Raw genomic sequence first — 13,062 nt, 5'->3', positions numbered from 1 at the left:
CGGAGGCGGGCCGGATGGTCGGGGTGGTGGACCGTCAGGAACCTGGGCTTCGCGTGGCGGAGCCCCCGTCGGGTCCGAGGCGCGGCGGACGGGCTGGGCGACGGACGATCAGGAACCTGAGCGCCCCGCCATCCCGCCATCCCGCCGCCCCCGCCGGGGTCCCGCGGTCCGCGGTCAGCCGGCGGACAGGGCGGAGCGGAGGACCTCGACGACCCACGCCTGCTGCTCCGCGGTGATCTGCGGGTACAGCGGGAGGCTGAGGATGCGGTCGGCCATGGCCTCGGCGACCGGGAATTCGCCCGCCTTGCCCAGGGTCGCGAAGGCCTCGGTGAGGTGGACCGGGGTGGGGTAGTGGATGCCCGCGCCCACGCCGTTGGCGTTCAGGTGGGCCAGGACCTCGGCGCGGCGGTCGACCTCGATCACGTAGAGGTGCCAGACGGGCTCGTTGCCGGGGGTGACCGTCGGGGTCACCACGGGCAGGTCGGCGAGCAGGGCGTCGTAGCGGGCGGCGGCCTCGCGGCGCAGCGCGTTCCACGCATCGAGGCGCGTGAGCTTCGCGCTGAGCACCACGGCCTGGAGGGTGTCCAGGCGGCTGTTCACCCCGACGACCGTGTGCTCGTACTTGCGCGGGGAGCCGTGCGCCCCGATCAGCCGGACCCGGTCGGCGAGCTCGGCCGAGTTCGTCAGCACCGCGCCCGCGTCCCCGTAGGCGCCCAGGTTCTTGCCCGGGTAGAAGCTGGTCCCCGCGATGTCGCCGATCGCGCCCGCGCGGCGCCCGTCGCGGCGGGCACCCTGCGACTGGGCGGCGTCCTCGACGATCCGGACCTCGGCCGGGAGCTCGGCGCGCAGCCGGGCCACGTCCGCGACCTGGCCGTACAGGTGCACCGGCAGGACCGCGCGGGTCCGCTCGGTCACCGCGGCGAGGGCGGCGTCGACGTCGATCAGGGCGGTGCCGGGCTCGCAGTCGACGAGGACGATCTCCGCACCGGCGCGCGCGACGGCCTCGGCCGTCGCGATGAAGGTGTTGGCGGGCACGATGCACTCGTCGCCGGGGCCGATGCCGAGCGCGCGCAGGGCGAGCTCGAGCGCGTCGGTGCCGTTCGCGACCCCGACGACGTGCTCGACACCCGAGTACGCGGCGTACTCGGCCTCGAACGCCGCGACCGCGGGACCGCCGACGAACGCGGTGCGGGCCAGGACCTGCTCCCAGCCCGCGGCGACCTCGGCGGCCACCTCGGCGTGCTGGGCCGCCAGGTCGACCAGGGGCACGGGTCCGGCGTTCATGCCGCTCCCTGCAGGTTCAGCGCCGAGGCGAGCGCGTCGACGACGAGCTTCTGCTCGGCCTCGCCGACCTCGTGGTGCACCGGCAGGATGATCGTGTTCCGGGTCAGGTGCTCGGTGACGGGCAGCGGCCCGTGCGGGTGCCCCGCGTACGCGGGCTCCAGGTGCGCGGCCATGATCCCGCGCCGCGCGGACACCCCCGCCCCGGCGAGCGACTCCAGGACGGCGAGCTGGTCGGCGCCCTCGGGCAGCTCGACCCAGAACGACTGGTAGTTGCCCGTGCCGTGCGCCGGATCGGTGACCGCGCGCAGGCCCAGCGGCTCGAGCAGCTCGCGATAGCGTGCGGCGATCGCGCGGCGCTGCGCCACGATCCTCGGCAGCCTGCCGAGCTGGACGAGGCCCATCGCGGCCTGCATGTCCGTCATCCGGTAGTTGAACGCCGTCTCGGCGTACCCCTCCAGGACCACCGTCGACCCGGCGGCGTGCCGGTCCGCGGCGGACACGGTCATCCCGTGCTCGCGCAGCCGACGGATCCGGGCGGCCCACTCGGCGTCGTCCGTGGTCACCATGCCGCCCTCGCCCGTGGTGAGCAGCTTGCGGGGGTGGAAGGACCACGCCGCGAGCAGGGCTCCGGCGCCGACGGGTGCCCCGTGGAGGGTCGCGCCCGCGGCGCAGGCGGCGTCCTCGACGAGCGGGATGTCGCGGCACACCTCGCGCAGCGCGGGGACGTCCGCGGGCTGGCCGCCCTGGTGCACGACGAGGACGGCCTTGGTGCGGTCGGTGAGCACCGCGGCGACCGACGCGGGCGTCAGGTTGCCGGTCTCTGGCGAGACGTCCGCGAAGACCGGGGTCGCGCCGCAGTAGCGGATCGCGTTCGCCGTGGCGATGAAGGAGAACGACGGGCAGACCACCTCGTCCCCGGGGCCGACGCCCAGCACGTAGAGGGACAGGTGCAGCGCCGTGGTGCAGTTCGAGGTCGCGATCGCGTGCGCCGCACCCACGTGGGCCGCGAACGCCTTCTCGAACTCCGCGACCCGTGGCCCCTGAGCGACCCAGCCCGACGTGACGGCGGCCGCGACGGCCTGGGCCTCCTCCTCGCCGAGGAGCGGCTTCATCACCGGGATCATCAGGCGGTCACCCCCGTCTCCTGCTTCCACCAGGCGACGAGGCCGCGCAGGCCCTCGTCCATGCCGATGGTGGGCTTCCAGCCGAGGTCGCGGGCGGCGGCGGAGATGTCCGCGAGTCGCCGCGTGACGCCGTTGACCTGGCGCGCCGGGCCGAACTCGGGGGTGAGATCGGAGTCCATGGCCTTCAGCAGCGCGTCGGCCAGGCCCGCGAGGGAGATCTCCTGGGCGGTGGCGATGTTGTAGACGTCGTCGGTGACCGGGGCCTGCGCGGCGAGCACGTTCGCCCGCGCGATGTCGTGGACGTGCACGAAGTCCATGGTCTGCAGTCCGTCGCCGAAGATCAGCGGACGCTCGCCGCGCTGGATGCGCTCCATCCAGCGGATCAGCACCTCGGTGTACACACCGTAGGCGTCCATCCGCGGGCCGTAGACGTTGAAGTAGCGCAGCGCGACGTAGTCCAGGCCCTTCATGGCGTGGAAGCTGCGCAGCATGCCCTCGTTGAACGCCTTCGCGGCACCGTAGAAGGTGTCGTTGTTGTACGGGTGGTGGCGCTCGGTGGTCGGGAACTCCTCCGCCAGCCCGTAGACCGACGCCGACGAGCTCGCCACGACCTTCTTGACGCCCGCCTCGGCGGCCTGCTCGATGATCGAGAACGTGCCGTCCACCAGCGACTCGAGCGCGGTCCGCGGCTGCTCGGCGCACTGGGTGATGCGCAGCGCGGCGAGGTGGAACACCAGGTCCTTGCCCGCCGTCAGCTCCCGCACGACGCCGAGGTCGTTGATGTCGCCCTCGACCAGGGTGAGCCGGTCCCCGGCCCGCTCCCGGGCGGCGGCGATGTTCTCGCGACGCCCACGCACCAGGTTGTCCAGGACCACGACCTCGGCGGCCCCGGCCTCGACGAGCTGGTCCACCAGCGTCGAGCCGATGGTGCCCGCACCGCCCGTGACCAGGATCTTCTGGCCGGAAACCGGCTGGGCTGCCTTCTCGCTGGCGGTCACACCGTCACCTCTCCACGGCCGCGCTGGGCCATCGTGGTCGCCACGTTCTCGATGACCCCGGCGGTCTCGCGCGGGGTCTGCTGGACCGCCCGGATCGGGACGGACTGGCCGTCCTTCGCCAGGCTCTCGGAGGCCGCCTCGAGGATCGCGAGGACCCGCAGGCCCGCGAAACCGTCGGTGAGCGGGCGCCGGTTCTCCGCGATGGCCGCGGCGAACTCGACCATGACCGACCGCAGGGCCTCCAGGTTGGCCAGCGCGGGGGCGACGGTGTCCCCGGTGCGGTAGGACACGAGCCTGCGGCCGCGCACGTCGGCATCGGAGTCCGCGAGCTCGTCGTTGCGCTCCACGCCGCGGTCGTGCTCCGACAGCCGCTGGGTGGGGTTGAGGTCGTCCCAGATGATCGTGCGCTTGGACCCGCCGACCACGAACGTCCGGATCTTGGTGGGGGACAGCCAGTTCACGTGCACGTGCGCGAGAGCGTTGTTGGACAGCCGCAGGGTGAGGTGCGCGACGCAGGCGTGCCCGGCCCCCACCGGGTCGGAGCCGTGCGCGGCGACCGAGACCGGGACCACGTCGTCCGGGAGGATCGCGTCGAAGATCGAGAGGTCGTGCGGGGCGAGGTCCCAGAGGACGTCGACGTCCGGCTGCACGATGCCCAGGTTGATCCGCACCGAGTCGAGGTACTGCAGGTCCCCGAGCCGTCCGCTGCGCACGGTCTCGCGGATGTGGCGGACCTCGGAGGTGTAGCAGAACGTGTGGTCGACCATCAGCACCCGGCCGAGCCGCTCGGCGGCCTCGACGAGCTGCCTGCCCTGGTCGTAGGAGGGCGCGAGGGGCTTCTCGATCAGGACGTGCTTGCCCGCCTCGAGCGCCTGCATGCCCACCGAGAAGTGGGTCGCGGCAGGGGTGGCGATCGCCACGGCCTGCACGGCGGGGTCGGCCAGCACGTCGTCCAGCGACGTGGCGATCTGCACCGTGGAGTAGTCGCCCAGCACGGCGCGGGCCCGGTCGGCGTCCAGGTCGCACAGGTACTGCAGACGCAGACCCGGCGTCTGCTGGGCGTTGCGGACCAGGTTCGGCCCCCAGTAGCCGCCGCCGACGACCGCGATCCCGATCGGACTCACTGACTCCACCGTGGTGGCCCCCCTCGGATCCGTTGACGTGGCGCAACGAAGCGACCCTACAAAAGAGCCGGATGATCACTCGGGCCGGTCCCCGCGGGCGCTCAGCGGGCGTTCAGGACGCCTCGTTAGACTGCGGCGCCATGACATCGGCCAGGTACGCCCCCCGCCGCGGGCCGCAGTGAGACGACAGGACGCCGAGACGGGCTCCGCATTCTCCGGCTGGTTCGCGACCCGCAACGGGGCCCAGTCCGACGACCCCCCGACCGGTCCGATCCGGCTCCCGAGCGGCCCCGCCCCGCTGCGCGACGACGACGGTGGACGTCGCGCGGACCGGCCGGGTGGCGCCGCCGGAGACGATGCCGTGCCGCCCGCCGAGATGGGCAAGGACCTGGGCTCGTCGTCGGGTGGCTCGGGTCGACGGGCGCTGAACGACGGCCTGTCGCTCACCATCTCCGGAGCGGTCGGCTCGGTCGCCGGGCTGATCAGCTGGCTGATCGCGGCGCGGATCATGCCGCAGGAGGCGGTCGGGTACGCGTCGGCGTTCGTCTCGGCGTTCCTGCTGGTCGCAGGCGTGGCGCAGCTGAACCTCGACTCGGCGATGATGCTGTGGATGCCCCGCTCGGGGAAGAAGGCGTCGACGCTGTTCTGGCGCAGCCACCTCGTCATCATCCCGTCCTGCGCGCTGGTCGGGTTGATCTACGTCCTGCTCGAGCCGCTGATGGCGCAGACCGGTGCGGGCGAGTACCTGCCGATGTGGGCGGGCGGGCTGATGTTCCTGGCCGCGGCCATCGGCTGGGGACTGTGGGGCGTGCACGACTTCAGCCTCATCGCCGTCGGCAAGACGTGGTGGGCCTCGTGGCGCAACATCGCGTTCGCGGTGGCGCGGATCGGGCTGCTCGTCGCGCTCGGCGCCTCGCTCGGCCCGTTCGGCGTCGTGGTGTCCTGGGTGGTCCCGATCGTGCTGTGGACGGTGGGCAGCGCCGTCGTGGGCGGCGTCTACACCCGCAAGTTCGCGCGGATGTCCGACCAGGAGTGGCTGCCGACCCGCCGGGAGGCGGCGCGGTTCCTCGGACCCACCACGCTGGCCCACTGGGGCACCGTGCTGCTGTTCAACCAGGTCACGGTCATCGTCACGCAGCGGTTCGGCGGGGCCACGGGGGCCGCGTTCTTCATCGCCTGGCAGGCCGTGATGGTCATCGACATCGCCTGCCAGCGGTTCATGCAGTCTCTCTCGGCGCAGCTCGCCCGCGACCCCGAGAACGCGAAGGACCACATCCGCGCGTCCCGGCGCAGGCTGTACGTGATCTTCCTGCCGATGATCGTGATCGGGATCGCCGGAGCGAGCCTGGGTCTGTCGCTGTTCGGTCCGGGCTACGCCGAGGCCGCCGACGTGCTGCGCGTGCTGCTGGTCGGCATGGTGGCCCGCCTGATCATCAGCCACGAGCTGGGCGTCCGGCAGGCGCTGCACGACGGGTTCGGCTTCGCCCGGCTGCAGCTGATCAGCACGGCGTTCGTGATCGCCGTCGCGCTGTTCACCCCCATCGGACCGGCGAACGCCGACGGCAGCCACCCGGTGGACCAGCTGCTCCCCGTCGCCATCGGCTACGCGGTGAGCCAGGCCCTCTGCGCGATCGCGGTGCTCGTCTGGCCGCGTATCCGCCCGGGCGGCCCCAAACCCCGGGTCATCAAGATCGAAGAGGCCTGACCTCCAGGCCCCGGCTCGCACTGTGGAGCCACGACTGTCGAATCGGCCCCCCGACACGACAGTCGTGGCTCCACAGTGCGGCTACTGCAGGCCGCCGATCGCCACGTACTTGAGCTCCAGGAACTCGTCGATGCCGACGGTGCCGCCCTCCCGGCCCAGGCCGGACTCCTTGGTCCCGCCGAACGGCGCCGCGGGGTTGGACACCAGGCCGGTGTTCAGCCCGACCATCCCGCACTCGAGCTTCTCCGCCACCCGCAGCGCGCGGTTCAGGTTCTCGGTGAACACGTAGTTGACCAGCCCGAACTCCGTCGCGTTGGCGGCGGTGAGCGCCTCCTCCTCCGTGTCGAACACCGAGATGGGCGCGACCGGGCCGAAGATCTCCTCGTGGTTGAGCCGCGAGCTCTGCGGCACGTCGGTGATCACCGTGGGCGGGTAGAAGTAGCCCGGCCCGTCGACCCGCTCGCCGCCGACGGTGATCCGCGCCCCGTGCGCGACGGCGTCCCCGACGAGGTCGACCACCTTGTCCAGGCCCTTCCGGTCGATCAGCGGCCCGACCTGCACGCCGTCCTCGGTGCCGCGCCCGACCTTCAGCGCACCCATCCGCTCGCCGAGCTTCGCGGCGAACTCGTCGGCCACCGAACGCTGCACGTAGAGGCGGTTGGCCGCGGTGCAGGCCTCGCCCATGTTGCGCATCTTCGCCAGCATCGCCCCCTCGACGGCCTTGTCCAGGTCCGCGTCCTCGAACACGAGGAACGAGGCGTTGCCGCCCAGCTCCATCGAGGTCCGCAGCACCTTGTCGGCGCACTGTTCGAGGAGGATCTTCCCGACGCCCGTCGAGCCGGTGAAGGAGAGCTTGCGCGCCCGGCCGTCCCGGATCACCGGCTCCATCACCCCGCCCGCGTCGGTGGCGGTGACGATGTTGAGCACGCCCGCCGGGAGTCCCGCATCGAGCAGGATCCGGCCGAGCGCGAGCATGGACAGCGGGGTCTGCGGCGCGGGCTTGATCACCACGGTGCAGCCCGCGGCGAGCGCGGGACCGATCTTGCGGGTGCCCATGGCCAGCGGGAAGTTCCACGGCGTGATGAACACGCACGGCCCGACGGGCTGCTTCATCACGAGGAACCGGCTGCCGCCCGCGGGGGCGGTGGCGAACCCGCCGTCGATCCGCACGGCCTCCTCGGCGAACCAGCGGAAGAACTCCGCGGCGTAGGCGACCTCACCGCGCGCCTCGGCCAGCGGCTTGCCCATCTCCAGGGTCATCAGCAGGGCCAGCTCCTCCTGCCGGGCCAGCATCGCCTCGAAGGCGCGGCGCAGGATGTCGCTGCGCTCCCGCGGGGCCAGCGCGGCGAAGTCGGCCTGCGCCTCGTGCGCGGCGGTCAGCGCCGCCAGCCCGTCCTCGGGGGCGGCGTCCGCGACCTCGGCCAAGACCGCGCCGGTCGACGGGTCCTCCACCTTCACGGTGGCCCCGGACGACGACGGTCGCCACCGCCCCCCGATGAGCAGGCCGGTGGGGACGGAGTCGAGCACCTTGCGTTCCAGATCGGCGTTACCCATGACGCCGATGCTGCCATCCGAGACCCGGAGCCGCAGGAACGGTGCTCCAGGGAACACGGTGCTGCGCGGCACCGATCGTTCGTCTAGGAAGAGGGGGTGACGGACACGATGGCGAAGGTCCCCCCGCTCGTCCCACCCCCCGTGGAGCTGCCGGAGCGGGTGGCGGCGCTGCGCGCCGAGGTGCGGGCGTTCCTGGCCGAGGAGCTGGCGGCGGACCGGTGGCGCCCCCGGGCGGACACCTGGCTGTCCGGGTGGGACGAGCGGTTCAGCAAGGAGCTGGCCGCGCGCGGCTGGCTCGGGATGACGATCCCCCCGGAGTACGGCGGGCACGGCCGCGGCGCGCTGGAGCGGTACGTCGTGACCGAGGAGCTGCTGGCCGCGGGCGCGCCGGTGGCGGCGCACTGGATCGCCGACCGGCAGATCGGGCCCTCGCTGCTGCGGTTCGGCACCGAGGAGCAGCGGCAGGCGTTCCTGCCGGGCATCGCGCGCGGCGAGGTGTACTTCGGCATCGGCATGTCGGAACCGGACTCGGGATCGGACCTCGCGTCCGTGCGCTCTCGGGCCGACAAGGTCGACGGCGGCTGGGAGCTGACCGGCACGAAGGTCTGGACGTCCGGGGCGCACCGCGCGCACGCCTTCTTCGCGCTGGTCAGGACGTCGCCGAAGGACGAGAAGAACCGGCACGCGGGGCTGTCGCAGCTGATCGTGGAGCTGGACTCGCCGGGCGTCACCATCCGGCCGATCCCGCTGCTGACGGGGGCGCACCACTTCAACGAGGTCGTGTTCGACAAGGTCTTCATCCCGGACGACCGGGTGCTGGGGGAGATCGGGCAGGGCTGGCACCAGGTCACCTCCGAGCTGGCCTTCGAGCGGTCCGGCCCGGAGCGCTACCTGTCGACGTTCCCGCTGCTCACCGCCCTGCTGCGGGAGGCGCACCAGGTCGACGAGGAGCGGCTGGGCGGGCTCGTGTCGCGGTACTGGACGCTGCGGCGCATGTCGCTCGCGATCGCGGGCGCGCTGGAGGCGGGGCAGGCGCCGGAGCTGGCGGCCGCGGTGGTGAAGGACCTCGGCACCCGCTTCGAGAACGAGGTGATCGACGCCGCCCGGACGCTGCTGCCGACGGCGCCCGATCCCGGCGGGACGGGCTACGCCCGCCTGCTGGCCGAGGCAGTGCTGCACGCGCCCGGCTTCACACTGCGGGGCGGGACGAACGAGGTCCTGCGGGGGATCACGGCGCGAGGGTTGGGGCTGCGATGAGTGCAAGCGAGGGAGTGCGATGAGCGAGGTCCGGGAGATGGCGGAGCAGGTCTTCGCCGACGCGTGGGACGTCGAGGCCACCGGGCTCGACGCGGGCCTCTGGAAGACCCTGGAGCAGACCGGGCTCGCCCGGTTGACCCTGCCCGAGGAGGCGGGGGGATCCGGCGGCACGCTCGCCGACTGGGTCGCGGTCGCCACCGCGGCGGGGCAGTACGCGGCGCGGGTGCCGCTCGTCGAGACCGAGCTCGCCGCGTGGCTGCTGCACGCCGCCGCGCTGGAGGTGCCGACCGGGCCGCTGTCCGTCGCCGTCGACGAGGGCTCCGACACGCTGCACCGCGTCCCGTGGGGGCGGGCGGTCGGCGGGGTGGTCGTGCTGGCGGGGGACCAGGTCTCGCTGGTCGACCCCGCATCCGCGCAGGTCACCGAGGGGACGAACGTCGCCGAGGAGCCGCGGGACACCCTCGTCGGCGCGCGGGTGGTCGCGGAGGGCACCGCGCCGTCGACCGTGGCCGTGGAGTTCCCGCTGCGGGCGGCGCTGGGCCGGTCGCTGCTGCTCGCGGGGGCGGCCCGCGCGGCGCTCGCGATGTCGGTCCGCTACGCGACCGAGCGCGTGCAGTTCGGCCGCCCCATCGCGAAGCTGCAGGCCATCCAGCAGACCCTCGCGCTCGCCGGCGCCGAGGTGGCGGCGGCCGAGGCCGCGTCGGCCGCGGCGGCGGGGGAGGCGCAGCGGCTCGGCTTCCCCGAGGCCGCGCTCGCGGTCGCCGCGGCCAAGGCGCGCTGCGGCGAGGCGGCGGGCGAGGTCGCGCGCATCTCCCACCAGGTGCACGGCGCGATCGGCTTCACCCGTGAGCACGCGCTCCGCCTGGCCACTACGCGGCTGTGGGCGTGGCGGGACGAGGACGGGAGCGAGTCCCGGTGGAACGGGCTCGTCGGGGCGCGGGCGGTCGAGGCGGGCCCCGACGGGCTCTGGGCCCTGCTCACCGGCACCCCGTAGCCCAGCGGATCCCCGCCTCCGTCAGGAGGCGGGGATCTTGCGGAAGTCCCAGCTGGTGATCTTCTCGGGGACCAGGCGCAGCCACGCGTGCTTGCCGTCTCGGACGACCTGGCCGCCCGAGTACTTGTCCGCGAACGCCTGCTCGACGGCCTCCAGCGCGGGGTTCGGCTCGCCGGTCCGCGGGATCTCGCCCACCGGCTCCACCCGCCCGCGGATCTCGACGCCGCGCAGCTCGGTGTAGGCCTCGCCCGCGTCGACGACCGCGCCGATCCGCGGGTCCGCCTGCAGGTCCTTCCAGCGCTGCGCGCGGGTCAGCGAGGTCAGCCACATCGCCGCGCCGTCCCAGTGGAACCAGAGCGGGGTCGCGTGCGGGCCGTGGGTGCCGTTGGTCGCCACCCGGACGGTGCGTTCGGCCGCGAGGAAGGCGTCCCGCTCGTCGTCGGACATGGCGATGGCGCGGCCCCGGCGCTGGGTCTTCATGTTCCCGACCCTAGGCCAGTGGACCCGTTGGGGTGGAAGTGCAACCCAGGGTGATCGGGCGTCGTTAGCCTCCGACTGCTCCCCGAAGTCGAAAGGCCCCGCATGCGTCGTGTCGCCCTGGTCCTCGCCGTGCTGCTCACCGGATCCGCGCTGGTCGCGGGCGTCGCGCAGGCGGACACGCCGGGCCGCTACGTGGCACTGGGGGACTCCTACAGCGCCGGGCCGCTCATCCCGCCGCAGGGCGGCCTCCCGCCGGGCTGCCTGCGGTCGGGGCAGAACTTCCCCTCCGTGGTCGCGGCCGGGATCGGCGCGGCGGAGTTCGTCGACGTCTCCTGCAGCGGCGCCACCACCGACGACTTCACCGCACCCCAGAACGTGGTGCTGGGCCAGGCCCCGCCCCAGTTCGACGCCCTCACCGGCGACGAGGACCTGGTCACCCTGACGATCGGCGGCAACGACATCGGGTTCGCCGACATCATCCAGCGCTGTGCCCTGACCTCGCCGCTGAACCCGCTGGGCGCCGGCTGCAAGGACTCCTACGGCACCACCCTGGACGAGCGCATCTCCGTCGCGGGGGAGAAGGTCGCGACCGCGCTCGCGGCGATCGTGTCGCGCGCGCCGGACGCGACGGTCGCGCTGGTCGGCTACCCCGCCCTGCTGCCGGACGAGGGCCCCGGGTGCTTCCCGGTCGTCCCGTTCAGCCCCGGGGACGTCGCCTGGCTGCGCGGGGTCGAGAAGTCCCTCAACGCCACCCTCGAGGCGCAGGCCGACGCCGCGGGCGTGACGTTCGTGGACACCTACACCCCGACGATCGGCCACGACATGTGCCAGGTCCCGGGCGTGAAGTGGATCGAGGGCCTGCTCCCGACCGCCCCCGCGGCCCCGGCCCACCCCAACGCCCAGGGCATGCAGGCGATGGGCGCCGCGGTGCTCGACACCCTCACGCGCGCTCACTTGTCGGCGTAGGAGTCCACCAGGTTCGCCTCCAGCGGGACCCGGACCTCGGTCTCGCCGAACAGCGTGCGGGTCGCGGTGTCCGACGCCTGCTGGATCAGCCCGGCGGCCTCCTCGGCCGCGTCCACCGGGGCGTGCAGCAGCACCTCGTCGTGCTGGAAGAACACCAGCCGAGCGGGGTTGCCCGCGCGGTGCAGGGCGTTGCGCAGCTCGGCGAGCAGGATCAGCGCCCACTCCGCGGCCGTGCCCTGCACGACGAAGTTGCGGGTGAAGCGGCCGCGGGCCCGGGCCCGGGCGGGCTCCTCGTCCCCCGGCCGCGCGGCGGGGCAGGTGCGGCCCAGCCAGGACCGCACGAGCCTGCCCTCCTCGCCCGCCCGGGCGGCGTCCTCGACCACGGCGATCGCGGCGGGGAACCGACGGCGCAGCAGGGCGAGGTGGGTGGCGGCGTCCCCCGAGGTCTGGCCGTAGATCACCCCCAGGACGGCGAGCTTGACCCGCCCCCGGGCGGTCTCCGCGCCGAACAGCTCGGTGGCCAGGCCGGTGTAGAGGTCGGTCGCCGCGGCGGTCTGCGCGAGCGCCCGGTCGCCCGCCATCGCGGCGAGGATCCGCGGCTCCAGCTGGGCCGCGTCCGCCGCGATCAGCACGTGCCCGGGGTCCGCCCGCACGGCCGCCCGGACGGTCTTGGGGATCTGCAGCGCCCCGCCGCCCCGGGAGGCCCAGCGCCCCGACACGACCCCGCCCACGACGTACTCCGGCCGGAACCGCCCGTCCTTCACCCAGGTGTCGAGCCAGGCCCAGCCGTGGGCGGCGTGCAGGCGCGCCAGGTCCTTGTAGGCCAGCAAGGGGGCGACGGCGGGATGGTCCACCTTCTTGATCACCCAGGACCGGGTGTTGGGCAGCTCGACCCCGACGCGCGCGAACGCCGCGAGCACCTCGGCGGGGGAGTCGGGATTGACCGGGCGGCCGAACGCGGCGTCGACCTCGGCGGCGAGCGCGGCCAGCCGCGGCGGCCGCGCCCAGCCGAAGGGGCGGGGGCCGAGGGCCTCGGTGAGCAGGGCGTCGTGCACGTCCCGGCGCCAGGGCAGGCCCGCGGCACGCATCTCCTCGGCGACGATCCCGCCCGCCGACTCGGCCGCGGCGAGCATCCGGAACCGCGGGTCGGTGAGCCGGGCCCGCTGGGCGGCGTGCACCTCGACCACGTCCCGCAGCGTGGCGAACGGGTCGGGCTCCTCGCGGCCGAACAGGGCGGGCCGCTCGTCGGCCTCCGCGGGCTCCGGATCGGCGGTGACGGGTTCGCCGCGCAGCCGGGCCACCGCCGCGGCGAGCCCGTGCGGCGCGCCGAACCCCCCGTCCGCACCCACGAGCAGGCCCTCCACCAGCTCGACGTCGTGGGCCCGCCCGATCCGCACCCCGTGCGCGAGCAGCGTGCGGTAGGTGCGGTGGTGTCGCCACACCCAGCGGTCCACCCGCAGCTCCGCGAGCTGCGCGAACGGGAGATGGCGCGGCGGGCCCGCGGCCTCTCCGCTCGGCCCGAGCTCCTGCACCAGCGCCCCGCCCTCGGTCGCCTCCACCGCCGCGCGGGTCATGT

Annotated in this window: 11 protein-coding genes; 4 read left to right on the top strand and 7 right to left on the bottom strand. The window is 73.8% G+C overall.

The features are described 5' to 3' along the window. Positions 1-174 precede the first annotated feature (174 nt). Genes L3X23_RS09535 through L3X23_RS09520 form a run of 4 tightly spaced genes read right to left on the bottom strand, consistent with a single transcriptional unit; the run spans position 175 to position 4,530 of the window. Positions 175-1,284, bottom strand: a complete 1,110-nt coding sequence (locus tag L3X23_RS09535; RefSeq protein WP_237191854.1) for a DegT/DnrJ/EryC1/StrS aminotransferase family protein — start codon at positions 1,282-1,284, stop codon at positions 175-177. After that, positions 1,281-2,396 (bottom strand): DegT/DnrJ/EryC1/StrS aminotransferase family protein, encoded by a 1,116-nt coding sequence (locus tag L3X23_RS09530; RefSeq protein WP_237191851.1) that lies wholly within the window; start codon positions 2,394-2,396, stop codon positions 1,281-1,283. The genes L3X23_RS09535 and L3X23_RS09530 overlap by 4 nt, the downstream gene beginning before the upstream one ends. An 11-nt stretch (positions 2,397-2,407) precedes the next feature. After that, positions 2,408-3,406, bottom strand: a complete 999-nt coding sequence (locus L3X23_RS09525) for an NAD-dependent epimerase/dehydratase family protein (RefSeq protein WP_237191849.1) — start codon at positions 3,404-3,406, stop codon at positions 2,408-2,410. Further along, positions 3,403-4,530 carry a Gfo/Idh/MocA family protein gene (locus L3X23_RS09520; protein WP_237191847.1) on the bottom strand — a complete coding sequence of 376 codons (1,128 nt, stop codon included), beginning with the start codon at positions 4,528-4,530 and terminating at the stop codon, positions 3,403-3,405. Before L3X23_RS09520 ends, L3X23_RS09525 begins: the two co-directional genes overlap by 4 nt. A 178-nt stretch (positions 4,531-4,708) precedes the next feature. Between L3X23_RS09520 and L3X23_RS09515 the strand changes: the two genes are divergently transcribed. After that, the gene (locus tag L3X23_RS09515; protein WP_237191845.1) at positions 4,709-6,235 is read left to right on the top strand and encodes a lipopolysaccharide biosynthesis protein; all 1,527 of its coding nucleotides are present in this window, start codon (positions 4,709-4,711) and stop codon (positions 6,233-6,235) included. Positions 6,236-6,316: 81 nt separating this feature from the next. On the opposite strand, the gene L3X23_RS09510 is transcribed toward L3X23_RS09515, so the two are convergent. After that, positions 6,317-7,789 carry an NAD-dependent succinate-semialdehyde dehydrogenase gene (locus L3X23_RS09510; protein ID WP_237191843.1) on the bottom strand — a complete coding sequence of 491 codons (1,473 nt, stop codon included), beginning with the start codon at positions 7,787-7,789 and terminating at the stop codon, positions 6,317-6,319. A gap of 96 nt (positions 7,790-7,885) precedes the next feature. On the opposite strand from L3X23_RS09510, the gene L3X23_RS09505 reads away from it, so the two are divergent. Continuing rightward, positions 7,886-9,046 carry an acyl-CoA dehydrogenase family protein gene (locus L3X23_RS09505; RefSeq protein ID WP_308116886.1) on the top strand — a complete coding sequence of 387 codons (1,161 nt, stop codon included), beginning with the start codon at positions 7,886-7,888 and terminating at the stop codon, positions 9,044-9,046. A 19-nt stretch (positions 9,047-9,065) separates the two neighbouring features. Beyond that, positions 9,066-10,040 (top strand): acyl-CoA dehydrogenase family protein, encoded by a 975-nt coding sequence (locus L3X23_RS09500; protein ID WP_305080925.1) that lies wholly within the window; start codon positions 9,066-9,068, stop codon positions 10,038-10,040. Positions 10,041-10,061: 21 nt separating this feature from the next. Here L3X23_RS09500 and L3X23_RS09495 read toward each other — a convergent pair whose 3' ends face one another. Continuing rightward, positions 10,062-10,520 (bottom strand): pyridoxamine 5'-phosphate oxidase family protein, encoded by a 459-nt coding sequence (locus tag L3X23_RS09495; RefSeq protein ID WP_237191841.1) that lies wholly within the window; start codon positions 10,518-10,520, stop codon positions 10,062-10,064. Between the two features lie 102 nt (positions 10,521-10,622). Between L3X23_RS09495 and L3X23_RS09490 the strand changes: the two genes are divergently transcribed. Further along, on the top strand, positions 10,623-11,486 hold the full coding sequence (locus L3X23_RS09490; protein WP_237191839.1) for an SGNH/GDSL hydrolase family protein: 864 nt from the start codon (positions 10,623-10,625) through the stop codon (positions 11,484-11,486). Here L3X23_RS09490 and L3X23_RS09485 read toward each other — a convergent pair. Then, on the bottom strand, positions 11,471-13,060 hold the full coding sequence (locus L3X23_RS09485; protein WP_237191837.1) for a bifunctional 3'-5' exonuclease/DNA polymerase: 1,590 nt from the start codon (positions 13,058-13,060) through the stop codon (positions 11,471-11,473). The two genes, L3X23_RS09490 and L3X23_RS09485, sit on opposite strands and share 16 nt — an antisense overlap. Between the last annotated feature and the right edge of the window lie 2 nt (positions 13,061-13,062).

Origin of the sequence: Pseudonocardia sp. WMMC193 (assembly GCF_021728735.1) — a bacterium.
In the GTDB taxonomy this organism is placed as follows: domain Bacteria; phylum Actinomycetota; class Actinomycetes; order Mycobacteriales; family Pseudonocardiaceae; genus Pseudonocardia; species Pseudonocardia oroxyli.
This window is presented reverse-complemented; position numbering and strand designations above follow the sequence as displayed.